Source organism: Marinobacter alkaliphilus (genome assembly GCF_055394375.1).
Map to the genome: position 1 here is coordinate 1915560 of NZ_AP043751.1, position 25362 is coordinate 1940921.

The window sequence follows — 25362 nt, forward strand, 5'->3', positions numbered from 1 at the left end:
AAATACAAAGCTGTTTTATCTTTTCGTCCGTGCAAGTCTGTGTCGTCCGTGGCAATAACGTTCTAACCCGTAGAAATGGAACTGTAACTATGGCCATCAAAAAAATGACTGACCTGAACCTCGCCGGCAAGCGGGTTCTGATTCGCGAAGACCTCAACGTGCCGGTCAAAGACGGCAAGGTATCCAGCGACGCCCGCATCCGCGCCTCGCTGCCGACCATCAAAGCCGCCAAAGACGCCGGCGCCAAAGTCATGCTGATGTCCCACCTGGGCCGCCCGGAAGAAGGCGTGTACGACGAGGCCTCTTCCATGAAGCCAGTCGCCGAACACCTGAGCACCCTGCTGGGCCAGGAAGTGCGCCTGATCAAGGATTACCTCAGCGGTGTTGAAGTCGCCGACGGCGAAGTGGTGCTGTTTGAAAACGTTCGCTTCAACAAAGGCGAAAAGAAAGACAACGAAGACCTGGCCAAACAATACGCCGCCCTGTGCGACGTCTACGTGATGGACGCCTTCGGCACCGCCCACCGCGCCCAGGCCTCCACCCACGGCGTAGCGAAGTTCGCTCCAGAAGCCTGCGCCGGCCCCCTGCTGGCGGCAGAACTCGACGCCCTCGGCAAAGCCCTGGATAACCCGGCCAAGCCGGTCGTTGCCATCGTTGGCGGCTCCAAAGTCTCCACCAAGCTGGACGTCCTCAACGCCCTGGAAAAAGTGTGTGACCAGATCATCGTCGGCGGCGGCATCGCCAACACCTTCCTGGCCGCAGCCGGCCAGCCGGTAGGCAAGTCCCTGTGCGAACACGACCTGATCGACACCGCCAAAGACATCGCCAGCCGCGTGGAGATCCCGCTGCCGGTTGACGTAGTGGTCGCCAGCGAATTCGCCGAAACCGCCACCGCCACGGTGAAAAACATCTCCGACGTCAGCGACGACGACATGATCCTCGACGTAGGCCCGGAAACCGCCGGCCAGTTCGCTGAACTGCTGAAAAACGCCAAAACCATCCTGTGGAACGGCCCGGTTGGCGTGTTCGAATTCGACCAGTTCGGCAACGGCACCAAGGCACTCGCCCAGGCCATCGCCGAAAGCGACGCCTTCTCCCTGGCCGGTGGCGGCGACACCGTCGCAGCCGTTGACAAATACGGCATAGCTGACAAGATCTCCTACATCTCCACCGGCGGCGGCGCGTTCCTCGAATTCGTGGAAGGCAAAACCCTGCCGGCAGTAGCGGTTTTGGAAGAGCGTGGCGCTTAAGGGCTCACGCAAGAGCTAGATTCGCAAGGCTGGTGGCGGGGTTGGCCTCCCGAGACTGTGCGCAGCATGGATGCTGCGCTCAAGCCTACAGGGATGTATTCACGGCGTGTCTCGGGAGGCCAACCCCGCCGCCAGCCGAAGCAGACTCCCAAGTCTGAAGCAAAACAGAATTTAACCATTAAAAAGTCAACGAAGGAGACAACCCATGGCCCTGATATCGCTGCGGCAACTTCTGGACCACGCCGCCGAGCATGGTTACGGTGTGCCAGCCTTTAACGTAAACAACCTCGAACAAATGCGCGCCATCATGGAAGCCGCCGACAAAACCGACTCCCCGGTGATTGTCCAGGCCTCCGCCGGTGCCCGCAAATACGCCGGCGCCCCCTTCCTGCGCCACCTCATCCTGGCTGCCATCGAAGAATGGCCCCACATCCCGGTGGTTATGCACCAGGACCACGGCACCAGCCCCGCCGTCTGCCAGCGCTCCATCCAGCTCGGCTTCAGCTCCGTCATGATGGACGGCTCACTGGGTGAAGACGGCAAAACCCCGACCAGCTACGAATACAACGTAGACGTTACCCGTCGCACCGTTGAAATGGCCCACGCCTGTGGTGTCTCCGTAGAAGGTGAGCTGGGCTGCCTGGGCTCCCTCGAAACCGGCCAGGCCGGTGAAGAAGACGGCATTGGCGCCGAAGGCACCCTGGACCATGACCAGATGCTGACCGACCCGGAGGAAGCGGCGGACTTCGTTAAGAAAACCCAGGTCGACGCCCTGGCCATCGCCATCGGCACCAGCCACGGTGCCTACAAGTTTACCCGTCCGCCGACCGGTGACATCCTGGCCATCGACCAGATCAAAGCCATTCACGCCCGCATCCCGGACACCCACCTGGTCATGCACGGCTCGAGCTCCGTACCCCAGGAATGGCTGAAGGTGATCAACGAATTCGGTGGCGAGATCCCGGAAACCTACGGTGTCCCGGTGGAAGAAATCGTGGAAGGCATCAAGCACGGCGTGCGCAAGGTCAACATCGACACCGACCTGCGCCTGGCCTCAACCGGTGCGGTTCGTCGCTTCATGGCCCAGAACCCGGCCGAATTCGACCCGCGCAAATTCCTCAAGGCCACCATGGTTGCCATGACCGACATCTGCGTAGCTCGCTACGAAGCCTTCGGTTGTGCCGGCCAGGCCAGCAAGATAAAGCCGGTGAACCTCGAGCAGATGTTCGAGCGTTATGAGGCTGGCGAGCTGGACCCTAAGGTTAAGTAAGCTGCACAAAAAAGCCCCCGCGAGTCGGGGGGCTTTTCTATCCCTTTTGCCTAAACCGCTCCAGCGCCAGCAACGTATCGGTATAACGGGCAAACCGCTCCAGATACTCTGGCGACAACGTCTGCATTTCCGCAAGCGCTCGGCTAACCAGCCGGTGTGCGTTCATCGGCCCCGCCTCTTTCGGGGTGCTCTCAATCCCGTGGCGGATGCGCTCCTGAAGGGCCTGAGTGCCCTGATCCGCTCTTGCTCTGATCATCGCCTTGAGCGGTTGTGGGCTGTTGGAGCTTGATGCCGTGCGCGTTTGCTCCAGCTCTGAAGTCTCTCCAAACACCCTTTGTTCCAACGTTGATCTCGGGGCTTCGGCCGGTGTCTCTGTGATTTGATTCAGCCGGTCCAGCAGGGATGAAATGGGGGATGGCTCAGGGGCAGCGGGTGCCTGCCTGGGCTGCTCGGCACCCTCTAACCTGGCCTGATAATCGGAAATGGCCTGCTCTAGCTTCCGCCAGTGACCGCCCTGCTGGAGTCCGTTCGCGCGCAGGCGCTGTTCGAAGGACTCCAGATAACGAAAGCGAACCGGATCGAACCGGTCTGCGCCTTGTTGCTTCAGGTTCTCTAGCAATGAAAGGCTGGAGGCTTCTTTCATCATCCGTTGCCTGACCCGGTTTCGGGATCCGTGGCCGCCGAAGGTGCCCGGGGCACGGTACTGATTTCCACCCGCCGGTTCTGAGCTCTTGATTCGGCATCCGTGTTGGGTACGGCCGGATGGTGTGGGCCGAAGGCGGCGGCGAAGACGCGGTCGTTGGGCAGGCCCAGTTCTGTTAACGAACGGGTGACGGTGAGCGCCCGCTGGGCCGACAGGCCCCAGTTATCCTGGTAACGGTTGCCGGGATGCATGGGCAGGTCGTCGGTGAAGCCGCTCACCATCAGCAATTCATCGTGCTGTTCCAGGTAGGCCTGTAACGGGCGAATCAGTGATTCCAGTACTTCTTCACCTTCGGCCTGCAACTGGTCTGAATTCAGCTCGAACAATACGTTCCCGCTGATGCCGATACGGCCATCGCGGAACGTCACCAGACCTTTGGTGAGAGGGTCTTCGAGAGCTTGCTCCAGGGCCATCCGGCGCTGTTCTTCCGCCTCCCGCTTCTCGATCTCCTCGGCCAGGGACTGGCTGAGTTCCAGCTGAATGCCGATCACCCACACAAGAATCAGCGCCAGAATACCCACCAAAGCAGCCATCAAGTCCGAGAATATGGCCCAGACCGGTGCCGATTGGTGTTCGCCGCCTTCCAGCTGTTCCATCACCCGACCTCGCTGGATTCTGCCCGGCGCAGAGCCGCAGCGGCATCAATCACATCTTTCTGGGCACTGACGCTGAGATCAATCACCTCGCGGGCCTGGGCCACGTAGTAGGCCAGTTGCTCATCGTGCCGGTTGCCAGCCTTATCCAGCGCTTTCTGGATATCCGCCAGGCTGCCGATGACCTGCTGGTTGGACTGGCTGAACAGCTCAATGGCCTGCGCGAAGGCATCGCTCAGGGCGCCGACTTCCTGGCTACTGCCGGTAATGTCGTCGCCCAGTTTGCCCAGTTGCTGGCTCTGTTCCTGGATCAGGGTGTTGAAGCGTTCGCTGATGCCGGTCAGGGTTTCGCCGGCGCCGGTGATCAGGGTATCCACCGCCTCCCGCTGACTGTCAGCGGTGCTACGCTGGTTCTCCAGCAGAGTGTCCAGTTCCTGAACCAGTCGCTGGCGTTCCTCCAGCAGCTCGTTTTCCCGCTCGCTGTTGCGGGCGATTTCCGACTGCAGCTGTCGGATCACCTCGGCGGCGGCCTTCGGTGTTTCCGAGGCCGTCTCAATCAGGCGGGTCATGGGCGCTTCCAGTGCAGTGCCGAGCTCGCTCAGGTGGCGGGCTGCTGTGGCTTCCAGTTGTTCCATTCGCTCGTTTGCAGCCCGGGCTCGCTCGCTTTCCTGTTCCCGAAGCTGATCGAGCTGAGCGGCAACGGTGCTGAGCAGTTCCGCCAGCCCGGCCTGTTGCTGCTCAATCAACCCGGTGCTGCTGGTCTGGAAATGGCTTTGGTATTGAGTCAGCGCGTCATTTAATGCTGCCAGCATGTCGTCACTTTGAACTTGCTGTCGGGCCAGACCGGCCTGCCAGTGTTGCGTTACCTCAGCTCCTGCATTGTTCAGGCGTTCACAGCTCTGTACCAGTTGTTGCTGTTGTTCCTTGAGCCAGGTTTGGTGCTGGTCGTTGATGGCGCCAAGCCAGGTGTGGAGTTGTTCCTGCAACTGGCTTTGACTTTGTTCGTTCTGCTTTGAGAGGGTCGCCAACGTCTCCTGGTTCTGGGCCTGTTGTGCAATCAGATTCTGCTGCCAGCGTTCGCCCGCCTCCGTGGTAACTGCCTGAAACCCGGAGATCAATTCCGTGAGTTGTTCACGGGCATTATCTGCCCAGCTTTGTTGCAGGCCGTGAGCATCCTTCTGAAGTTGCTCCAGGGCCTGGACAACTATGGGCTCAATCCGCTCTGACGCCTGCTTTGCAGTGTTGTCTAATGCCGTTGTCAGGGAGTTGGCTACGGAGTCGGCCAGGGTCTGATAGTGGCGGCCGACCGTGCTGTGGAATTCCTGCTGGTTCCGGGTCAGGGACTGTTCCAGTTGCTGGCCAAGTTGCTCCATGCGCGCCGTCATGCGTTCCATGGCCGAGGCCATTTCGGGCAGGGCTTTGGCCTGGCTTTCCAGTGCCTGAAACGCCTGGTGGCGTTGATGATCTGTAGATAGATGATGCAGCTTGTTTCGCAGCGCACTATCCAGGGCGCGGGACGCCTGCAACCGGTCCCGGCGGCTCAGGGTAGAGGCCAGCCCCAGCATGGCGGAGGCGGCCACGCCGGCAATGGAGGTGCCAAAGGCGAGACTCAAACCGGCAATCGGTGCGGCCAGTGCGCTGCGAATAGCGCTCAGTTCGGTACTGTTATCCAGCGCCGAGGCGGCGCCGCCAAGGGTCACAATCATGCCCGCAAAGGTGCCCAGCAGGCCCAGCATCACCAGCAGGCCGGTCAGGTAGGGTGTCAGTTGCGGGCCGGGTAATGCGGCGGCATGGCCCTCGATTCGCCGTTGCACCGGGAACTGCATCGGGGCGGGCAGTGTGCCAAGCCAGTGGTTAACCTGCTCCTGGCTTTCAGGTAACTGATGAACCTGTGCGTTCAGTTCGCGGGTTTGTCGGCGGAAATTCACCAGTTCGCCAAAGCCGAGACAGTAAACGGCGCCAATCAGCCCGGTAAACGCCAGCGCCAGCAGGTCGGAACCGACAAATCCGGCACCAATCCAGGCTACCACGGCCAGGCCGATGGCAAACGCCAGGGTAAAGAACAGTTTACTCATGGGGTGTTGTTAACCTCTTTGTGGCAAGCCTCCAGCAAACCCAGAACCGGTTCCAGCCGAACATCCAGTTCAGCGAGTAACAAAGACTGCGCTTCCTCGCAGTAACGGTGGAACCAGTCGGCCGTTGTGGCCGGGGTAGGGCTTTGCTCCGGGGTGGTCGATCGGTGCTCGAATCGTTGTTCAAGTACCTTGGGAATATGGGAAAAACACTGTGCGGTATACCCGGCCATCGTTTGATCAAACACGGCGTCCAATTCGGCCAGGTGAGCCAGCTTCGGGCCCTGATCTTTCATCGATTTTCGAACCTTGTCCCGCAACTGACGGCTGTTGGCCGCCACTTTGCGTTGGAGTGCGAGCCAGGTATTGAGAGCGGCTTCAAGCTCGGGTTCACCATCAAACTCCAGATCTGAGCCAAACCCGCGAATACGCTGAACCAGTGCCCTGCGTATCGTCGCCAGCTCCTCGGTTAACCGGTCTACCACGGCGCCCTGAGGCGTGCCTGGCTGTTTCGCCCGATAACCAATGGCCGCATCCAGGGTCATGGTGTTGCCCAGACCGAACAGCCGGCTCAGGCGCTCTGCGAAGCAGGGCAACTGGGTGCCGTTCAGCGTTGTCGCTGAATCATCCAGTTGGCGCAATAGCCTGGCTCTGAGGCCAGTATTTGCCAGAGGTTGCGAGGGCATTGGCTGGGGTTTCACTCCGGTTTCCGCGCAGGTAACGTTCAAAGCTCGCTATTCTACTGGCTAAGCGGAGTGAATGATAATGACTGTAGCGTGAGAAATGAGCGCCTAGCTGGCCTCTGGCACAGGCACAGGGTGGCGCCAGGCAACCAGGAAAATCATCAGCCCGGCCACGGCGGTTGCAGCTCCTACGTAGCCAGTGGATTGCCAGCCGAAGCCAGCGGTAATGGCCAGCCCGCCAAGCCATGGGCCAAGGGCGTTGGCGAGATTGAACGCGGCGTGATGGGAGGCGGCGGCCAGGGTCTGGGCGCCGGTGGCTACGTCCATCAGGTGGGTTTGCAGAGCCGGGCCCAGCGCCACCATCAATGCGGTCAGGAAGCAGACCACGAGTAACACCGGCAATGAGCCTGTGGCAGACGGAAAGACGCTCAGAATCATGGCGCTGAACACCAGGATCACGCCAACGGCCCGGAATTGCAGACGGTCAAACAGCCAGCCACCAAGCAGGTTGCCCACAAAACCGCCCATCCCGAACACCACCAGGGCCACCGGAATCCAGACCGCATCCACTCGGGTGACTTCCAGCAGCGTCGGGGCTAGGTAACTGAACACCGCGAACATGCCTGCGAAGCCGATAGCGCCAATGGCCAGCGCAAACCAGATTTGTGGTTTGTTAAAGGCGCGGACTTCGCTTAACGGGCTGTGCCTTTGTTCCTGCGGATTTTTGGGCAGGAACAGGGTAACCAGCACTACGGTGAGTAACGACACCAGGCCAACAAAACCAAAGGCATAGCGCCAGTCCATGGATTGCCCCATCACCGTGGCCAGGGGGTTGCCGATCAGCAGTGCTAGGGTCAGCCCCATCATGATCTGGCTCACCGCCTTGGCCCGCTTGTGTACTGGCACCAGCGAGGCTGCCACCAGCGCAGCAACACCGAAGTAGGCGCCATGGGGCAGTCCGGCGATAAACCGGAAAACCAGCAGGGATTCGTAATTGCTGGCCAGAGCGCTGGCCAGGTTACCCAGCGCGTAGAAGGACATCAGTAGTATGAGCAACTGCCGCCGGAAAAGTTGCGCACCGAGAATGGCCAGAATGGGTGCACCGACCACCACGCCCAGCGCATAGGTGGAGATAAGGTGGCCTACCTGTGGCTCAGAGACGCCGAGATCCTGGGCGACATTGGGCATCAACCCCATGATGGCGAATTCGCCGGTACCGATACCAAAGCCGCCCATCGCCAGCGCAAAGACGATCAGCCAGGTCGGAAGGCCGGATTCGGGGTTGTGGGTGGCGGCGCTCAATCTGATCTCCTTGATCCAGTCAGGGAAGAGAAAGCCCGCCATTGTCAGGATTGGGTGCTCTAACGGCTATAAGCGATTATGAGGATGGACGTTAGCTTACTAATTCAAGCCGTAGCGGCGTTCGCGCTCAAACCGGAAAAAGCCCTCTTCCTCTTCCCGTTCGATGGTCGGAGCAGAAAACCCGAAATGTTCCTGGCGAACGGCTTCTTCGGAGTAGCCTATCTGGCGGCGCAGATCGTTGATGGTTTGCTGGCGCTTGTCTGCAGGCAGGCTGGCAAGCTGCTGTTGCACGCTGTCCATGGCAAACAGGCCCGGACCAGTGTGGCATTGCCGTAGTCCACCGCCTCTCAGTTCTTGACCTGTCTCAAGTGGCGGTCAGCACTGGCTTGTATTTTTTCCATCAGCGTCAATTATAGGTAGTCAGAGAAACCTCTTTGGTCAGATGCGAGGAGCGCCATGGATTTCAAAGACTATTACGCCGTCCTCGGTGTGAGTGAGTCTGCCACGCCCGAGGAGATCAAGAAGGCCTACCGTAAGCTGGCGCGGAAGTACCACCCGGATGTCAGCAAAGAAGCCGACGCGAGCGACCGTTTTAAAGATGTGGGCGAAGCCTATGAAGTGTTGAAAGACCCCGAAAAACGGGCCGAGTACGACCAGTTGCGCAAGTACGGTGCCCGCGCCGATGGCTCATTCCAGCCGCCACCGGGCTGGCAGAGTGCCTCGGGCTTTGGCGGTGGAGGATACACCGAGGCCGACGCTCGCCAGTTCAGTGATTTTTTTGAGGAAATCTTCGGCGGTGGCCGGCGTGGAGGCTTCGGGGGTGGCGGTTTTCACCAGAGCATGAGAATGCGGGGCGAGGATGTGCATGCCCGGCTGGCCCTGTTTCTTGAAGAGGCTTTTAACGGTTGCGAGAAACAGGTGTCGTTCACGGTTCATGAACCGGATGACCATGGCCGCCTGATACCACGCCAGAAAACCCTGAAAGTAAAAATCCCTGCGGGCATGCGGGAAGGGCAGCATATCCGGCTGAAGGGCCAGGGCGCACCCGGAATTGGTGGAGGTGAGCCTGGCGATCTGTTTATCGAAGTGGAACTGGCGCCCCACCCTCACTTCAGTGTTGAGGGCCGGGATGTGCTGCTTACCGTGCCGATTTCGCCGTGGGAAGCCGCCCTGGGGGCAACGGTCACAGTGCCAACGGTGACCGGAAAGGTGAATGTGAAGGTGCCGAAGGGGGCCACCAGCGGGCGCAAACTCCGGCTCAAGGGCAAAGGCTTTCCGGGCAAACACCCGGGCGACCAGATTGTGGTACTGCAAGTGGCCATGCCCGAACAGCACACGGCGGAAGCCGAAGCACTCTACGAGAAGCTGGCTGAGCTGGAGAAAGGGTTCAATCCGCGCAGCAAGCTGCACGTGTGAGGGAGGCGAACATGACGAGTAAAGACCGGATTCTGATGGTGGAAGTCACCGACACCGATGGCAGCACCTTCTCGCTTCGGGAAATCTGCGAACGCGGGGGCTGCCATGCAGAGTTTGTGATCAAACTGGTGGACTATGGAGTCATCGCGCCACTGGACGAGGTGCCGGAAGTGCGCCAGTGGCAATTCGACGTGGCCGCATTGAGTCGCCTGCAGAAAGCGCTGCGCCTGCAGCGGGATCTCAAACTCAACCTGCCCGGGCTGGCCATGTCGCTGGAGCTGCTGGACGAAGTACAGGGCATGCGGAGGGAGGTGGACCGCCTGAACCAACGCATTCGTCAACTGATGGGCGAGTAGCGGTATTTTGTCCCGGGGGCTGAATGTCTGGTTCAGCTCCCGGACACGTTTCCAGAAACGATTCACGAAATTGTCATCTTCCTGAACTGGACAAATTTAAAATTTGGGATTATTTTCCTACTTAAATAGTTGGGAAAACATTCCCAAATAGTGTGGCGCTGAAAACAGCGCCGGATTCTGTCAAATCAGTCGGGAGAAGGAAGATGAAGCGCAACGGACTTTCAAAGGCGATCAAGTTGGTTCTGGTTGGTACCTTGGCCGGCGGTCTGGCCGCCTGTGGTGGGGGCGGCTCTGGCTCCTCCGGTTCAGTAAGCACCGGTGCCAACGCCGAGGGCACCAGTGTGGGTGCCGTCACCGGTTTTGGCAGTGTCTACGTCAATGGCACCCGGTTCGCCACCGATGGCAGCGTGAACAGCGACGACGGGATCGAGCGGGAGGACCAGCTGGAAAAAGGCATGGTTCTCAAGGTTAAAGGCAGCTGGGATTCACGTGGCGAGGGGCAGGCGAGTGATATCCGTTACGACGATACCCTCCGTGGGCCACTCACCGGCGCAATCTGGGACTCCGTTGCAGCTACGGGTAAATTGCAGCTGCTGGGGCAGACGGTTGCGCTGACCAACCAGACGGTATTCCGCGGGGCCACGCCGGTTGAGCTTGCGGCACCGCTTGCCAATTATCGGGTTCGGGTAAGCGGCTGGCGCCTGAATGACGGCAGCTTCCGGGCCAGCTTCGTGGGTGCTCGTTCGCTGGACTCGGATTTTGACGATTTGAATGAAGCTGAACTTGAAGGCGTGGTCCAGAACCTGAATGCGCAGTCGCAGACCTTCACCATCAACGGTTTCACAGTGGATTACACCAGCGCGGTCGCGGATGATGATTTCAGTCTGGACCAACTGGAGAACGGGCTTGTGGTTGAGGTGGAAGGTCAGCTCAACGCAGACGGCAATGTCCTGCTTGCCGAGGAAATTGATGATGAGGACGACCTGTTTGACGACAACGATGACGTTGAAATTTCCGGTGATATCTACGATTTCGATGCGTCTGCCCGCACCTTCCGGATTAATGGCGTGCTGGTTCAGCTGAATGCTGAGACTGAGTTTGACGACATCAGCGAGGGCAGCCTTCAGGATGGCGTGTTCGTGAAAGTCGAGGGTGATTTCCGCAACAACACTCTGCTGGCGGAAGAAGTGGAAGGCCGGGAAGGCGATGCGGAACTGGACGGCATCATCCAGCAGATCGATCTGGACAATGAGTTGCTGGTGGTCAGTGGCGTTCGCGTTCAACTCACCGCCAATACCCTGATCGACGACGATGACAGCGATAACGACCTGCGTAATCGGGTTGATGACATCAACGCCTTCAGCGTTGGGGACTATGTTGAGGTGGAAGGTCGTCAGCGTACTGATCACCTTGAAGCCTTCATCATTGAGCGGGAAGACAGCGACGAAGATGATAACTTTAAGCTGGAGGCCAGAATCGATGCCATTTCCGATACGTCGGTGACGGTGATGAATCTGGAAATCCTGCTGAATGGCTTCAGCGTTGCGGGCCTTCAGGTTGGTGATGAAGCCGAGGTTGAATACGCCCAGACCATCGGCGGAGAGTATGAGTTGACCGCAAACCCTGAAAACTGAGGTTGAAGGACACAGGTTGCGGGGGATACCGCAACCTGTGTCTGGTTTTCCGGGGCAAGATGGGAATACAATCCCAAATATGACTGATGCCAAATCCAATCCCCTGCACCAAGCGCTGTTCCGCATTTTGCGCCCGATGGCCAGGCTGCTGCTGCGCAATGGCGTTCCGTTCGGCGAGTTCTCTGAGCTGGTGAAAAGGGCGTATGTGGAGGCTGCGTTGGAAGATTTTTCCGATGGCCGCCGTAAACCGACCGATTCCCGGGCGGCCGTCATGACCGGACTGACCCGTAAGGAAGTACGCAAACAGCGGGAGATCCTGGCGGGCGAAAACCCGGTTCGGGAAACCACCTCCCACGCCAACCGGGCCTCACGAGTGGTCTCCGGCTGGGTTCACGACACCGGTTTCCAGGCCAGTAACGGAGAACCCGCTGCCCTGGTGTTTGAAGGCCCGGGCAGCTTCAGTGAGTTGGTTCGAAAATACAGCGGCGACATGACGCCACGGGCCGTACTGGATGAGCTGCAACGTGTAGGCGTGGTCAGTGTGGATGTGGACAGCGGCCAGTTGCACCTGAAGCAACGAGCCTATGTTCCCACCGGAGACAGCGAAGAAATGCTCCAGATCTTCGGCGAAGACGTATCAGATCTTGTAGCTACCATTGATCACAACCTGGTGAGCAGTGAACACGGGCAGCAACCCCTGTTTCAGCGAACGCTCACGTACAACGGTGTTCCACCAGACGTCATTAATGAGTGGCGCGAGCGTGCCGCAAGGCAGTCCCAGGCCCTGCTGGAAGAACTGGACAGCTGGTTAGGGCCTCACGACCGGGGAGTATCCGGCCAGGAGGGCGGCGAATCGGTACGGACCGGCGTCAGCATTTTCTATTTTGAAGAGCCGGTTCAGACGAACAAGAGCGGAGACGAATGATGATGGCTCTTAATGTCCCGACCGGACAGCCCCCGCGCTGGCAAACCACCGAACTGGTCAGCACGCTGCTTTCGCCGGGAGCCCGTCAGGTGGTGAGATACTGGCTGAGTTCCGAGCATTTCCTGGATGAGGAGAACCACCCGAGGGTGGTGCTTGCAACGCCCCATGAACCCCATTCCTTTGTTGACCTGGTGCAAATCGCCAACCCAAACCTGGTGCCTTCTGTCGTGCTTGCGGAACTGCTTCGAAAGGGCATTGTGGAAACCCTGGAGAGCGGTCACGTTCTGTTAAAGAGAAGCGCTTATGCTCCCTGGGGTGCTACCGGTTCACTGAGCCTGGGCAATTACGATGATTTTGTTGACATCGACAAGCTACGACGACGCCACAACGACAGCTGACGATCAGTGGCGGGCCCGGATGGCCTGCAGGAGAGAACAATGTTCAGAGCAGTAACGCTTCACAGAATGCTGAAACTCGCCGCCGCACCGATCGCACTCGGCGTGTTGAGTGCCTGCGGCGGCGGTGGCGGTGGTGGAGTCGGCGTTGCCGACGGCGGCATCCGAGGCACAGGCTCCAGCGTTGGGCCGGTTTCCGGTTTCGGCAGCGTCTTCGTCAATGGCGTGAGGTTTGAGACGGATGGTCGCGTCAGCAGTGATGACGGCATTGAGCGTGAAGACCAGTTACAGGAAGGCATGATCCTGAGGATCGAAGGCGAGTGGCGGGTTGATGGCCGAGGGAATGCGGAGTCGGTCGAGTACGACGATACCTTCCGTGGGCGTGTGGACAATCTGATTCAGACCCTGGATGCCGACGGTATGGTCGAATCGGTGCAGTTCACTATCTATGAGCAGACTGTGGTTGCCGACCAGCAGACGGTGTTCAAGGACATTACGCTTGAAACCCTGGCAGACGGCGCTTTCGTGCGCATCAGTGGCTGGCGTGAGCCGGATCCCAACGGTCGGTACCGGGCAAGCCACATTGGTTTGATGACGCAGGATGAAACCAACGTAGAGATTGAAGGCCGCATTGACAAGGGTTCATTGCAGCTGAATCTGAATCAGTTCAGCATTAACGGGCAGTTAGTCTCGTACACTGACAGTGCGTTCGTCGGGTCGCTGACGGAAGCCGATCTGGCAGATCTTCTGCTGGTGGAAGCCGAAGGTACGATCTCCAATGGCGTATTGATTGCCCGGGAAATCGACGAAGGCGAAACCCGTCGCTACCGTCGGGGCTCCGGCGATGACATTGAGTTCTCAGGCCCCGTGAGCACCGACTACAACGCATCGACCCGCTCCTTCCACATCAACGGCCTGATTGTCTTTGTCGATGACAATACCGAGTTTGATGATGGTTTGTCGGCCTCGGATCTGACCGCCGGCATGCTGATACAGGTTGAGGGGGATTTCCAGGACAATGGCTCCGTACTGGCTGAAGAAATTGAAGCTCGTGAAGGCAACGCGTCAGTAGACGGTGTCCTCGACGTCAACACGCTCAACTTCAACGACCAGACCTTCCGGGTTGGTGGTGTGTTGGTGCAGCTCACGCCACGGACGATCATCACCGACGATGACAGCGATCTGCGCCTGAAACTGGCGGACCTGAACGGCAGTTATCAGTTGGAAGTGGAAGGGATTGAGCGGCAGTCCGGCTCTGGCGTTGTGCTTGAAGCGATAAAGGTTGAGCGCAATGAGGAAGACAATGGGCCAGCGGCGGATCGTGAATATGAAAGCCAGGGTCAGCTCACGCACGTGCAGGGGACTGTGTTCACGGTACTGGGAATTGATGTGCAAACCACGATAGATACCCAGTTTGAAGGCACCAGCCGCGACGAGTTGATTGATGCCTTCGATGCCGGGCAGCGGCCGGTACTTGAAGTAGAGTATCGTGAGCCAACACCGGGCAACTTCGTGGCCGATGGAATCGAACTGGAAAGCGAAGACTGAGCCATGAACCACCTCGCCCACACCTTCCTCGCACCGGACTCACCGGAGGCGAGAGTGGGCAGTATCCTCGGGGATTTCACCCGGGGGCTGGACTGGGATCATGTGCCGGCGCCGGTGCTCGAAGGCGTGCGGCACCACCTGGCGGTTGATGTATTCACCGACCAGCATCCGCAGGTGCTGGCCAGCAAAAGCCTGTTCTCAAAAGAGCGCCGGCGCTTTGCCGGCGTGGCCCTGGATATCCTCTACGACCACTTCCTGCTCCGGCACTGGGAACAGTTCAGTGACTGGGACAAAGATACCTTTATCCGGACCGTATACCAGGAACTGCAAAGCCACCGGGCGCTGATGCCGGACAACATGGCTGTGGTGACCCGCCGCATGGTTGAACACGACTGGTTTGGCGCCTATCAGGATCTGGACAACATCGGTTATGCCCTCGACAGGGTGGCCGGCCGAATCCGCTTTGCTAACCGGTTTACCGGCATCATCGACGAAATTCGGGCCAACGAAGCCGAACTGGAAGGCCATTTTCTGGCCTTCTTCCCGGAACTTCAGGCCTTCGCCAACCGCTTTCCGGAATCATCCCATCAGGCGTGAACGGGCCTGCTGATATTCCGCTTCCAATCGCTGAACCAACGCCTCAACAGGCACCACATCATGAATCTGGCTCACACCCTGGCCGGCTGACCAGACCGTCTTCCACGCTTTGGCTTCATCGTCCATGGGCTTGAGTTTCTCGCCGTAATTCACATCGCCGGCCTGATTCAGCTTGTGCATATCAAAGCCCGCGGCTTCAAGACTCTGGCGCATAAAGCTGGCCGGTACACCGGACACCGCCGGGGTATGGATGATATCCGCTGATACGGCTTCGATGATCATGTTCCGATAGGCATCCTCTGCCTCGGATTCCTCGGTATTGATAAACCGTGTCCCCATATAGGCCAGATCCGCCCCCAGTGCCTGGGCTGCCAACAGATCCTCTCCGTGCGACAAACCGCCGGCCAGCAAAATGGTGCCATCGAACACCTCACGGATTTCATGCACCAGTACAAACGGGTTGGTGGTACCGGCATGGCCACCGGCCCCTGCACTCACGGCAATAATGCCATCCACCCCAGCTTCCGCCGCCTTACGGGCATGCTTCTGATTGGTTACATCATGGAACACCAGCCCACCATAACTGTGCACCGCCTCCACCACCTGGCTGGCCGCGCCCAGGGAGGTAATCACCATCGGCACTTTGTGCTTCACACAAAGCTCCAGATCCGCCTGCCAGCGAGGATTGGTGCGATGCACCACCAGATTAACCGCATAGGGCGCGGTAACTGAGTCCGGATGGGCCTGTCTCCATTGCGCCAACTCTGTGTTCATCTGAACCAGCCATCCCTCAAATCCCTCACTGCTGCGCTGATTCAGCGCCGGGAAACTTCCCACCACGCCCGCCTTACAGCAGGCCAGCGCCAGCCGGGGCGAAGAAATCAGAAACATTGGCGCGGCGATCAGGGGTAATGAAAGAGAATCTTTGAGCTGAACGGGCATTGGCATGATTGGTCCTTGATTTTTATTGGAACTTTCTCAGGATATAGGGGATCTTAGCCTGCCCGACGAGCAGTGGACAATCGTTCCAACGGGTGACAGGACAAAACAAAAGGAGCCCACCATGGGTGAAGCAAAAAGACGCAAACAAACCGGCGCCCCCGCACCGCGTAAGCACAGAAACAAGAAACCGGCCATCATCGGCATCTCGGTAGCGGTTGTCATTGCCGTAGCGGTAGCCGTGTACTTCCTCACCCTGCCGCCCAAACCAACCTCCGAGGCACTACCGGTAGCCGCCCCCAACGCATCAGACTTCCCGGCCTCCCTCGACCAATACGGCATCTCCATTGGCCCGGCAGACGCGCCCGTTGTCGTACGCGAATTCGCCGACTACCAATGCCCCGCCTGCGCCAGCTTCGCCTCAGCCAGCAAACGCCTGAAACAGGAATACGTAGACACCGGCAAAGTCCGCTTCGTCTATTTCGACCTGCCCCTACGCCAACACCAAAACGCCGTCCCCGCCGCCCAGGCCGCCCGCTGCGCCGGAGACCAGGGCCAATACTGGCCAATGCACGACAAACTCTACGACGCACAAAGCGAATGGAGCGGCTCCAACGACCCGGTAACCACCTTCACCCGCTACGCCAACGGCCTGGGCCTCGAAGAACGCCGCTTCCGCCGCTGCCTGACCACCGAACTCCACAAAGAAGCGGTAGAACAAAGCCTGCAAGTGGCCACCCAGATGCGCGTAATGAGCACCCCAACAGTGATGGTAGACAACATCCAACTAACCCGACCGGGTTGGGGACAGCTCTCCGCAGTAATTGAGCGCGAACTGGAAAAGGCGAATAACTAAGCACACGCCGCAATAAGTCCGACGGCAAACCGAAAAGTTAGCCACTGGGTGGGGAGAACTGTACAAAAGCCTACGGAGCCATGGATGGCGGAGCGGAGCGTACAGGGACGTATTCACAGCGTCTTTTGTACAGTTCTCCCCACCCAGTGGCGGGAACGCGGGAACAAAGGCACCCAAACTAAGTAAACCCCGACTTGCACCGAAACCCCAGTTGGTTAAACTTTGCCCCGTAACAAACATCAAACCATGCTCCGGATTTACGATCCGGCCCGCAGGAGAAACCATGAGCAACGAAATAGTCGTCTGCGCACTCTACAAGTTCGCAGTATTGAATGATTACAAAGACCTACGCCAACCCCTGCTGAACCTCATGCTGGAAAAAGACGTCCACGGCACCCTGCTGCTGGCACGGGAAGGCATCAACGGCACCATCGCCGGCAGCCGCCAGGGCATCGACGCCATCAAAGACTGGATCGCCAGCGACGAGCGCTTCGACGGCGTGGACTACAAAGAATCCTTCGTAGACATCCAGCCCTTCAAGCGCACCAAGGTCAAACTCAAAAAAGAAATCGTCACCATGGGCGTTGAAGGCATCGACCCCAAACGAGTGGTTGGCACCTACGTCGACCCCAAAGAATGGAACAACCTCATCTCAGACCCCGAAGTACTGCTGGTAGACACCCGAAACCAGTACGAAGTTGAGATTGGCACCTTCAAAAACGCCGTCAATCCGGCCACTGACACCTTCCGGGAATTTCCAGAGTATGTGAAACAGAATCTGGACCCCAGCAAACACAAGAAAGTCGCCATGTTCTGCACCGGCGGCATCCGCTGTGAAAAATCCACGGCGTACCTGAAAGAACAAGGGTTTGATGAGGTATACCACCTCAAAGGCGGCATCCTGAAATACCTGGAAGAGGTGCCCCAGGAACAGAGCCTTTGGCAGGGCGAGTGCTTCGTGTTTGACGACCGGGTAACCGTCAACCACAGCCTCGAACGTGGCGATTACGACCAGTGCCATGCCTGCCGCCGGCCCATCACCGAAGAAGACAAACAACGCCCGGAATACGAACAGGGCGTAAGCTGCCATCAGTGCATTGAATCACTGACAGAAGAACAAAAAGCCCGGTTCAAGGAACGTGAGCGCCAGATGCAACTGGCCCGGGAACGCGGGGAAGCGCACGTGGGTGGTGAAGCCGCCCGCGTTATTGCTGAGCGGAAGGCCCGCAAGAAGGCCGAAAGGGAAGAACAGGCCCGCAAAAGTCTGGAGGGGGAGAAAGTTCGTAAGGTTGTTAACAACTGAAAACTAACCCAACCAAGGAGATAACATGGGTATCAGAAAACCACTGGCAGTCGCATGTATGGCACTGGCCCCGCTGGCCCAGGCCCAGGACAGTGGCAACTGGACAGGGGAGGCAGAACTCGGTGTGCTGGTAACCTCCGGCAACACCGAAGAAACCAAAGTGAACGGTCGCCTGGGATTGCAGCATGAGACCCAAACCTGGCGCAACACCGGTGAGTTCAGCTCCCGTTACACAGAGACGGAAGATCAGACCACCGCTGAAGAGTACAAGGCGGCCCTCGAAGCTGATTACAAATTCGACGACAATCAATACTGGTTTGTGCGTGGCTCCTATGAAGACGACCGGTTCTCCGGTTATGACTTCGAATCCACCCTCACCACCGGTTATGGAAACCGTGTTTGGCAGGCAGGGGATCGTTCCTTCCTGGACCTCTCAGTGGGAGGCGGTTATCGCTACAACAAGCTGCGGCAGGAAAACCCCGATGGCCGGGATGTGGAAGAAGAGGCCATCGCCCGCCTGGCTGGCCAGTTCGATTACGCGTTGTCTGAAACTGCCCTGTTTCGCCAGAAACTGAGCACCGAGATTGGCCTGGATGAGAACAACACCATCAGCCAGTCCGAGACCTCGCTGCAGAGCAACATTGTCGGTAGCCTCTCCATGAAAGCGGCTTTCCGGGTAAAGCACGTGTCTGATGCGCCCGTTGGCTCAGACAAAACCGACACCGAGACCTCGCTCTCACTGCTGTACGGCTTCTGATTCCGGATTCCCGGAGCCAACGAAAAAGGGGCAGATGGTAAAATCATCTGCCCCTTTTTCGTTATCCAGAACCTCAGACGTTGTTCCGAAGTCCCAACTCATCCGGGTAGGGGGTCAGGTACTTCTGGGTGTGCAGATAATCCACCGGCTCCTTACGCTGGGCCAGTCGCAGTAGTGTCATCGGCACCACCAGTGGAATCTCGCCGCGCCGGTAAGCTTCAATCTGCTCCAGCAGCACCGCTTTCTCTTCCGCTGCCATCCCGTCTTTCAGGTAGCCCAGCAGATGCTGCATGGCATTCACGTGAGAACCCCGGCTTACGCGCTGGGTCATGGCTTCCATAAAGCCGTGAATGTAGCGATCCGCAATCTGCGCCAGCGGCTCGGCTTTCAGATCGGCGAGCATCGGGCCAAGCTGCCGGTAGATTTTTTCAGAGTGGGCCAGCAACGTGAACTTGTGGCGCTGATGGAACTCCAGCAAGGATTGCTTGGTCAGCTTGTCGCCGGCCACGTTCTGCATCCAGTCGTCGTAGGAGAACACGCGCTCAATGAAGTTCTCCCGCAACATGTCATCGTGCAGGCGGCCTTCTTCCTCCACCGGCATTAACGGGTAGGCCTTCATCAGCGCCTCGGCAAACATGCCACGGCCATCCCGGTGCATGAAATTACCTTCCGCGTTGTGAATCTTGATGCGCTCCATGCCGCAGCTGGGGGATTTCGCCATCAGGATGTAGCCACGCAGGTTGGCGAGCGAGGGCATCACCTCGGCAATGAAGTTCTGCATGCCTTCGGTGTGGTCTTTGGTGCCCTTGCTTTCCACCAGGTGCAGGCCGTCTTCGTGCTCGCGCAGGTGAATGGCCGGGCGGGGAACACCCAGGCCGGCTTCCAGTTCCGGGCAAATAGAGCGGAACTCAAAATGCTTGGCCAGCACCTGGGTGCAGTATCGGGAATGCTTGTGGCCACCGTCGTGGCGAACTTCCTTGCCGAGCAGGCAAGTGCTAATGCCAACAGGAATACCGGTCACTAAAACTCTCCAGCCGTTGGATGATCGGGTACTACACCACTATACGTTCTCTGAGTATAGCCCGATCAATTACAGACCCGGGGCTCCAGTTGAATGCTGAACCTCTGAAAGCCTCAGCTCAGGGCCTGCTCAATCAGCTGTTTCTGGTGCTCGGCAAATCCGCGAATCAGCGCCTGGGCCTTGTCGGCGTCTCTGGCCAGGACTGCCTGGGGAAGTTCCGAGAAAAACTGACTGGTCTGTGCCAGCCCCTGGCGATATCGCTCCGCGCTGAGATAGTACGCGCGGCTGACAGCCGGTTTGAAGTTGGAAAGGGCTTCCGTCAGGTACGGGTTGTCCACCACCTTACAGCAGGCCTCCATCACCCCGAAACTGGCCTCTACCACCGCGGTAATGTCGGTGGCCGGTTGTTTTACCTGGTCCACCACCTGGGCCACGGCGTCGAGCATCATCGGCTTGTCCGATTCCTGCCAGCGTTCACACAGGCGGGCGGCCAGCATCATCAGCAGGTGCATGTACACGTCATACAGCTCTGAAGCGTAATCGGCGTTCAGTTTGGTGGCAGAGGCACCTTTGCGCGGCGTGATTTCCACCAGGTGCCAGCGTTCCAGGGTATACAACGCTTCCTTCACAGACGCCCGGCTGACCTTGAGTTCGTTCGCCAGGCTGGCTTCCTGAATACGTTCACCGGGGCGGATCTGCCCGGTCATGATGCGTTCCGCCAGGTAGTTGGCTATCTGCTCCGCCAGGGTGTTGGGCACCTGAAAATCCATAAGGGCTCTCTGAACAGGTTGAACAATCCGGCTGGCCAAAGAGGGCAGTACGCCGGCAGATGGTTGAACGCGCATGAGTTTATCACAGCCTCTTGATGGATGGATTCAGGCCCGCGCTGGGCGGGTGTTTCGTGACACTTGTCAAAAAATAACCAGAACAATGCTTGACGACTGATATATTGTAGGACAATAATGCAGAAAAAGTAAGGCCATTATTCCCATCCCGACACAACGTTTTACAACAAAAGGGGGCTACCATGAGCTCACGTCTGATTACCTGGAATACCGAGGCTGGCCGCCGTCGGGTTCTGATTACCCTGAAAAAATACAGCTACTTGATTGCCATGATTCCCCTGGTGCTGCCGCCGTTGCTGCTGGCGGCCGGGGAAAGCACCGGCCTGATCAATCTGTTTGCCTGGGGTGTGCCGGTGGTGGTGTTCGGAATCATTCCATTGCTGGACATGATGCTCGGCAAAGACGCCCTGAACCCGGATGAGCAGGACGACGTGCCCCGGCTGAATCAGGAAAAGTTCTACAAAGTCATCACGCTCGGCTGGGTGGCTGCCTACGCCGCCTTGCTGGTCTGGAGCATGACTACCCTGGCCTCCGGCGTGTTCAGTGTGGCCGGCGCCATTGGCTGGGTGGTGTCCATCGGTATTGTGGGCGGTTTGGGCATCAACGTAGCCCACGAGTTGATTCACAAAGATGGCAAGCTGGAACCCTGGGCCGGTGGCTTTCTGTTGTCGCTGGTGTGCTACGCGGGCTTCAAGGTGGAGCACCTGCGGGGCCATCACGTGCATGTGTCGACGCCGGAGGATGCGTCATCCTCACGCTACAACCAGTCCCTGTACAACTTCCTGCCCCAGGCCTACGTGCGTAACTTCATGAATGCCTGGAAGCTGGAAGCCGAGCGCCTGAAGCGCAAGGGGCAGGCACCTGTGAGCTGGCGTAACGAGCTGATCTGGTGGTACGGCATCAGCCTGCTGGCTCTGGTGGCCTTCACGGTTGCGTTCGGCTGGCTCGGCGCCGCCTTCTTCCTGGGCCAGAGCTTTATTGCCTTTACCCTGCTGGAGATCGTCAACTATCTGGAACACTACGGCCTGCATCGCCGCAAGCTGGACAACGGCCGCTACGAGCGAACCACGCCGGAGCACAGCTGGAACAGCAATTATTTCCTGACCAACGTGTTCCTGTTCCAACTGCAGCGCCACAGTGATCACCATGCCTTTGCCAAGCGCCGTTACCAGGTGCTGCGCCATCACGACATCGCGCCGCAGTTGCCGGCGGGTTACGCCACCATGGTGGTGCTGGCCTGCATCCCGCCCCTCTGGCGCAAGGTGATGAACCCACGGGTAGAAGCCTATTACCGGGGCGAAGAGCACCAGCTTACCTCCTGACAGTTCTCTCATTAGCTCCGGCCTGCATGGCCGGGGCGATACCGCCTTCAGAGTGTCTCTGGAGAATGCCGGGGTAACACCCGGCCTTAAAGCCCCGTGAATTCGTCTCTGGTTCACGGGGTCTTTTTTTACCCTTGAAATCCGGGAAGGGGGCACACAGGTATATTGGCTGAACCCTCCATCCGATAAGGACACTCGACATGCCCAAGCATTTCGAACAGGCGCCGGGCCTTTACGACGCCCCGGTTCCCGAGACCGAAGGTTACGTATTCAACCAGACCATGATGCGCATCAAAGAGCCCGAGCGCTCCATGGACTTCTACACCCGCGTGATGGGCATGCGCCTGGTGCGCAAGCTGGACTTCCCGGAAATGAAGTTCACCCTGTATTTCCTGGGCTATCTGGACGACAAACAGGCTCAGCTGGTACCCAACGATGACGCCCACCGCACCACCTTCACCTTTGGCCGCGAAGCCATGCTGGAGCTGACCCACAATTGGGGCACGGAAGACGACGCTGATTTTGCCTACCACAACGGCAACGACCAGCCCCAGGGCTTCGGCCATATCGGCATTGCGGTGCCGGATGTGTATGCCGCCTGCGAACGCTTTGAAAAGCTGGGCGTGGAGTACGTGAAAAAGCCGGACGACGGAAAAATGAAAGGCCTGGCCTTTATCAAAGACCCGGACGGCTACTGGATTGAAATCCTGCAGCCGAACATGCTGGAGAAACAGCGCAAAGACGGCTGACCCGATATGGCCCCGGCTTCAGTCTGAACGACTGTTGCCGGGAGCGTTGCCGTAACGGGAAGCCACAATAACCGCCATGGTCAGTATCACAGCCCCGGTAATGCCGATGGGCCCCAGCACCTCACCCAGAATCAGCCAGGCCAGAAGTGCCACAAACAACGGCTCCAGCGTGACAATAATGCTGGAAAGCGTGGCAGGCGTGGTCTTCATCCCCGCGAAGAAGCACAGGTAGCCAATACAGGTTGGCACCACACCGATGTACAGCACCATCAACCAGTGGGAAAGCCCCAGGCTGGCCAGCCCGGCAAAGCCACCGGTCAGCGCCACTATCGGCACCAGCATAAGGGTAGCGGTCAGAAAGCAGATAAAGGCGGTGGTGAACACCGGGGTGCCGGCGGAATTGTAGCGACTGGTGAGGGTAAAGCCGGTGTATACGGCTGCTGCCAGCAATGCCATCAGAATACCCGCAAGCCGCAAGGTGCCGGCCGTGTCTATATCACTGGCCACCAGCATGCCAGTGCCGAGGATGGCCGCAAACGCCGCCGCCAGTGTCAGCGGGCCGGGCTTCTCGCCTAACATGGGTGCCGCCAGAATGGCCACCAGAACCGGCGGCAGACATAACGAAATCAACGTGGCAATACCGGCCCCGGTGAGGTCAACGGCCACCAGATAACTACCCTGATAAAACGCCTGGAATAACCCCATTGCTGCTAATGGTAATAAGGCCTTGGCGCTGAGCCCGCGCAGTGAACTACCGGCGACCTTCTGGCCGGGATGTTGAACTTCCAGCTGTCGCTGTTCCCGCCGCATCAACAGGTAGAAAAACGGCAACGCAACCACCAGGCGCAACAGCGCAAGCGTAAGGCCGGTCAGCTCGGTGCCGGTAAACAGGAATTTGGCAACAATGCCGGTGGTGCCCCACAGCAGGGCCGCGAACGCGATGAGTAAAGCGCCATGAATCATGAAAGTGGCCAACGCAATGAATGTAAAGCCAAAAAGGGTAACAGTGGCTGGCAGTTGGCGCTATAGGGGAAAGAACGGGCAGCCAGGGCTGCCCGGAGGGCTTTAACGCTTACTCGGCAGACAGCCGATCGGCATTGCGCTCAACGGTGCGAGCACCGATGCCTTTCACATTGGCCAGGTCTTCCACAGACTGGAAGGGGCCATTTTCAGAGCGGTAAGCCACAATGGCCTCGGCCTTGCTTTCGCCAATGCCGTTCAGGGTGGCCAGCGTGGCAACGTCCGCCTGGTTGATGTTAATGGTAGCCGGCTGTTCAGCGTGGGCGAAGCCTGTGGCCAGAGAGAACAGCAGAACGAGGGTAGCCAGAATGCCTGTGTGTTTCATCGGAGAACTCCTTTTTAAAGACGTTGTTATGAGACGTCAGGAGTAACAAACCGTGGGTGTGGGTAATGGGCTGGAGCGATGAGAGAAACGGTAAAACGGTAGGCTGTGTAAGTGCACGGAACGGGACCACAGTCCGTGTAGTCCCCAAATTCCGTGGCTGACCCCTGCCTGATCCATCAGGCGCGCATCATCCTGAGCACTTCGTCCTTGCGTTCGTCCCTGTAAGCCCTGTTCCATCGGGCAACTCCGGTTCCGTGGAGTTTCCATCCCTGAGCCAACGTCCGTGCTGGCTTGTCATCCCTGACAATGCTCATTCTACGCCTGGCCGGTTCATTAAGAATCGGACATCTGCCTGTCGGTGTGTGCGATATTTCCTACAGCGCTGTGAGCCTGCCGGTGAACCTAAGTTCATTGTTTCACGGGGCTTTTCTGGGCAATTTCTTGCCCGCCACGATGGGCTTCGGCGGCCTCTTTTATCTTCTCCATGGTGATTTCCCGCACCGCTTTCTGGCTGGACCGGATGTGCCGGGTCAGCCGGTCGGCGGCATCGGTGGCATGGCCGGTGCGAAGTGCTTCCAGAATCTGAGCGTGTTCTATATAGGTGGCATCCACCCGGTCATCCCGGGTGAAATCCAGCCGCCGGATAATCCGCAGGCGGTCGGTAATTTCCCGGTGAATGCGGGTCATCTCCCGATTGCCGGCGGCGGCCACCAGGTCGCAATGAAAGCTCTCGTCCAGCGCCCGCACGGTGCTGCCCACGGCCCGTTCGGAGGGGTGGTCCGGGTTCCAGATGGCAATCAGGGTGCGCAGGGTTTGTGGCTCCTCGGGCAGGGCGCAGATTTTGTGCATGGCGGCCCGTTCGAGGGTAATCCGCAAGTCGTAGAGTTCTTCCACCTGCTGAAAGTCAAAGGGCTTAACCTGCCAGCCACTGCGAAACAGGACATCGACGTAGCCTTCCCGCTGCAGCCGATACAGGGCCTCGCGCACCGGTGTCCGGCTGGCGTTCAGGCGGGCACCCACGTCGCCCTCGCTGAACTTGTCCCCGGGAATCAGGCGGAACTCAAAAATATCGTCCTTCAGGGCTTCATAAACCCGGTCTGCCATGGAGGCCTTTCTCTTAGTGGTCGTTTTCATTTTCGGAGTTTGCCCTCTTTGGGGGTGTCCTCTTGTTTTGGAGTTTGGCGCTGGGCATGGGGGGCGGAGTGGCTTTTCAAAAGACGCCGTGAATACGTCCCTGTAGGCTTGAGTGCGACATCCCTGTCGCACACACTTTTGAAAAGCCACTCCGCCCCCCACACCCGACTCCCCAAGCCTGCGAGAGGCGTTTGCCGAGAAGGTGGAGTTGGCGCGTCATTTCACACCCAGTTTCAGTCAATCGTAATCACTTTTTCCAAGCCGCAATCACTGGAGCCGACCAAGCCGATGTGCGGGAACCCCTCCACAGACTGTGCGCAGCAGGGATGCTGCGCCCAAGCCTACAC

At 58.6% G+C, this 25362-nt stretch carries 26 protein-coding genes; 14 read left to right on the forward strand and 12 right to left on the reverse strand.

Annotated features, from left to right (window positions below; translation table 11 throughout):
* Positions 1-89: 89 nt before the first annotated feature.
* Together ACZ5Q2_RS08635 and fba are read left to right on the forward strand one after the other, a co-directional pair.
* The gene (locus tag ACZ5Q2_RS08635; RefSeq protein ID WP_061332611.1) at positions 90-1250 is read left to right on the forward strand and encodes a phosphoglycerate kinase; all 1161 of its coding nucleotides are present in this window, start codon (positions 90-92) and stop codon (positions 1248-1250) included.
* A gap of 205 nt (positions 1251-1455) precedes the next feature.
* Complete coding sequence (fba, locus tag ACZ5Q2_RS08640; protein WP_061332612.1) at positions 1456-2520, forward strand: class II fructose-bisphosphate aldolase; 1065 nt, start codon at positions 1456-1458, stop codon at positions 2518-2520.
* 37 nt (positions 2521-2557) lie between these two features.
* Here fba and ACZ5Q2_RS08645 read toward each other — a convergent pair whose 3' ends face one another.
* From ACZ5Q2_RS08645 to ACZ5Q2_RS08670, 6 genes are all read right to left on the reverse strand, one after another.
* Positions 2558-3166, reverse strand: coding sequence for a DUF2894 domain-containing protein (locus tag ACZ5Q2_RS08645; protein ID WP_227510194.1), 609 nt, complete (start codon positions 3164-3166; stop codon positions 2558-2560).
* A complete protein-coding gene (locus tag ACZ5Q2_RS08650) occupies positions 3163-3819 on the reverse strand; it encodes an OmpA family protein (protein ID WP_061332614.1) in 657 nt (218 codons plus the stop codon). The genes ACZ5Q2_RS08645 and ACZ5Q2_RS08650 overlap by 4 nt, the downstream gene beginning before the upstream one ends.
* Positions 3819-5891 (reverse strand): DUF802 domain-containing protein, encoded by a 2073-nt coding sequence (locus ACZ5Q2_RS08655; RefSeq protein WP_061332615.1) that lies wholly within the window; start codon positions 5889-5891, stop codon positions 3819-3821. The genes ACZ5Q2_RS08650 and ACZ5Q2_RS08655 overlap by 1 nt, the downstream gene beginning before the upstream one ends.
* Positions 5888-6574, reverse strand: coding sequence for a DUF3348 family protein (locus ACZ5Q2_RS08660; RefSeq protein WP_061332616.1), 687 nt, complete (start codon positions 6572-6574; stop codon positions 5888-5890). Before ACZ5Q2_RS08660 ends, ACZ5Q2_RS08655 begins: the two co-directional genes overlap by 4 nt.
* Positions 6575-6679: 105 nt before the next feature.
* Entirely contained in the window at positions 6680-7915 is a 1236-nt protein-coding gene (locus tag ACZ5Q2_RS08665) for an MFS transporter (RefSeq protein WP_058092740.1), read from the reverse strand.
* A gap of 57 nt (positions 7916-7972) precedes the next feature.
* Positions 7973-8173 (reverse strand): hypothetical protein, encoded by a 201-nt coding sequence (locus ACZ5Q2_RS08670; protein WP_058092741.1) that lies wholly within the window; start codon positions 8171-8173, stop codon positions 7973-7975.
* Between the two features lie 156 nt (positions 8174-8329).
* Between ACZ5Q2_RS08670 and ACZ5Q2_RS08675 the strand changes: the two genes are divergently transcribed.
* The 7 genes from ACZ5Q2_RS08675 to ACZ5Q2_RS08705 all read left to right on the forward strand — a co-directional run bounded on the left by ACZ5Q2_RS08675 (position 8330) and on the right by ACZ5Q2_RS08705 (position 14744).
* Complete coding sequence (locus ACZ5Q2_RS08675) at positions 8330-9289, forward strand: DnaJ C-terminal domain-containing protein (protein ID WP_058092742.1); 960 nt, start codon at positions 8330-8332, stop codon at positions 9287-9289.
* Between the two features lie 11 nt (positions 9290-9300).
* Complete coding sequence (locus tag ACZ5Q2_RS08680; protein WP_058092743.1) at positions 9301-9645, forward strand: chaperone modulator CbpM; 345 nt, start codon at positions 9301-9303, stop codon at positions 9643-9645.
* Positions 9646-9848: 203 nt separating this feature from the next.
* Positions 9849-11279 (forward strand): DUF5666 domain-containing protein, encoded by a 1431-nt coding sequence (locus tag ACZ5Q2_RS08685; RefSeq protein WP_058092744.1) that lies wholly within the window; start codon positions 9849-9851, stop codon positions 11277-11279.
* 79 nt (positions 11280-11358) lie between these two features.
* Positions 11359-12204 (forward strand): DUF6502 family protein, encoded by an 846-nt coding sequence (locus ACZ5Q2_RS08690; protein ID WP_058092745.1) that lies wholly within the window; start codon positions 11359-11361, stop codon positions 12202-12204.
* Entirely contained in the window at positions 12201-12602 is a 402-nt protein-coding gene (locus tag ACZ5Q2_RS08695) for a hypothetical protein (RefSeq protein WP_058092746.1), read from the forward strand. Before ACZ5Q2_RS08690 ends, ACZ5Q2_RS08695 begins: the two co-directional genes overlap by 4 nt.
* A gap of 39 nt (positions 12603-12641) precedes the next feature.
* Entirely contained in the window at positions 12642-14147 is a 1506-nt protein-coding gene (locus tag ACZ5Q2_RS08700) for a DUF5666 domain-containing protein (RefSeq protein WP_058092747.1), read from the forward strand.
* A gap of 3 nt (positions 14148-14150) precedes the next feature.
* A complete protein-coding gene (locus ACZ5Q2_RS08705) occupies positions 14151-14744 on the forward strand; it encodes an acyl carrier protein phosphodiesterase (RefSeq protein WP_058092748.1) in 594 nt (197 codons plus the stop codon).
* Here the strand turns inward: ACZ5Q2_RS08705 and ACZ5Q2_RS08710 are convergent.
* A complete protein-coding gene (locus tag ACZ5Q2_RS08710) occupies positions 14727-15692 on the reverse strand; it encodes an NAD(P)H-dependent flavin oxidoreductase (RefSeq protein ID WP_058092749.1) in 966 nt (321 codons plus the stop codon). The genes ACZ5Q2_RS08705 and ACZ5Q2_RS08710 overlap by 18 nt on opposite strands.
* Before the next feature lie 115 nt (positions 15693-15807).
* Between ACZ5Q2_RS08710 and ACZ5Q2_RS08715 the strand changes: the two genes are divergently transcribed.
* The 3 genes from ACZ5Q2_RS08715 (at position 15808) to ACZ5Q2_RS08725 (ending at position 18599) form a co-directional block, all read left to right on the forward strand.
* Complete coding sequence (locus tag ACZ5Q2_RS08715; protein WP_061332618.1) at positions 15808-16539, forward strand: DsbA family protein; 732 nt, start codon at positions 15808-15810, stop codon at positions 16537-16539.
* A 283-nt stretch (positions 16540-16822) separates the two neighbouring features.
* Positions 16823-17842 (forward strand): oxygen-dependent tRNA uridine(34) hydroxylase TrhO, encoded by a 1020-nt coding sequence (gene trhO / locus ACZ5Q2_RS08720; protein WP_058092751.1) that lies wholly within the window; start codon positions 16823-16825, stop codon positions 17840-17842.
* Positions 17843-17867: 25 nt separating this feature from the next.
* Positions 17868-18599, forward strand: a complete 732-nt coding sequence (locus tag ACZ5Q2_RS08725; protein WP_058092752.1) for a DUF481 domain-containing protein — start codon at positions 17868-17870, stop codon at positions 18597-18599.
* 73 nt (positions 18600-18672) lie between these two features.
* On the opposite strand, the gene ACZ5Q2_RS08730 is transcribed toward ACZ5Q2_RS08725, so the two are convergent.
* Positions 18673-19620 (reverse strand): YbgA family protein, encoded by a 948-nt coding sequence (locus ACZ5Q2_RS08730; RefSeq protein ID WP_058092753.1) that lies wholly within the window; start codon positions 19618-19620, stop codon positions 18673-18675.
* A 113-nt stretch (positions 19621-19733) separates the two neighbouring features.
* Positions 19734-20390 carry a GntR family transcriptional regulator gene (locus tag ACZ5Q2_RS08735; protein WP_061332640.1) on the reverse strand — a complete coding sequence of 219 codons (657 nt, stop codon included), beginning with the start codon at positions 20388-20390 and terminating at the stop codon, positions 19734-19736.
* A 257-nt stretch (positions 20391-20647) separates the two neighbouring features.
* On the opposite strand from ACZ5Q2_RS08735, the gene ACZ5Q2_RS08740 reads away from it, so the two are divergent.
* Positions 20648-21787 carry an alkane 1-monooxygenase gene (locus ACZ5Q2_RS08740; RefSeq protein WP_061332619.1) on the forward strand — a complete coding sequence of 380 codons (1140 nt, stop codon included), beginning with the start codon at positions 20648-20650 and terminating at the stop codon, positions 21785-21787.
* Between the two features lie 200 nt (positions 21788-21987).
* Positions 21988-22536 carry a lactoylglutathione lyase gene (gene gloA, locus ACZ5Q2_RS08745; RefSeq protein WP_061332620.1) on the forward strand — a complete coding sequence of 183 codons (549 nt, stop codon included), beginning with the start codon at positions 21988-21990 and terminating at the stop codon, positions 22534-22536.
* Between the two features lie 18 nt (positions 22537-22554).
* Here gloA and ACZ5Q2_RS08750 read toward each other — a convergent pair whose 3' ends face one another.
* The 3 genes from ACZ5Q2_RS08750 to ACZ5Q2_RS08760 form a co-directional block, all read right to left on the reverse strand.
* Positions 22555-23499 carry a DMT family transporter gene (locus ACZ5Q2_RS08750; protein ID WP_061332621.1) on the reverse strand — a complete coding sequence of 315 codons (945 nt, stop codon included), beginning with the start codon at positions 23497-23499 and terminating at the stop codon, positions 22555-22557.
* A gap of 109 nt (positions 23500-23608) precedes the next feature.
* Complete coding sequence (locus tag ACZ5Q2_RS08755; RefSeq protein ID WP_061332622.1) at positions 23609-23881, reverse strand: ComEA family DNA-binding protein; 273 nt, start codon at positions 23879-23881, stop codon at positions 23609-23611.
* A gap of 408 nt (positions 23882-24289) precedes the next feature.
* Positions 24290-24985 (reverse strand): GntR family transcriptional regulator, encoded by a 696-nt coding sequence (locus ACZ5Q2_RS08760; RefSeq protein WP_228703915.1) that lies wholly within the window; start codon positions 24983-24985, stop codon positions 24290-24292.
* Between the last annotated feature and the right edge of the window lie 377 nt (positions 24986-25362).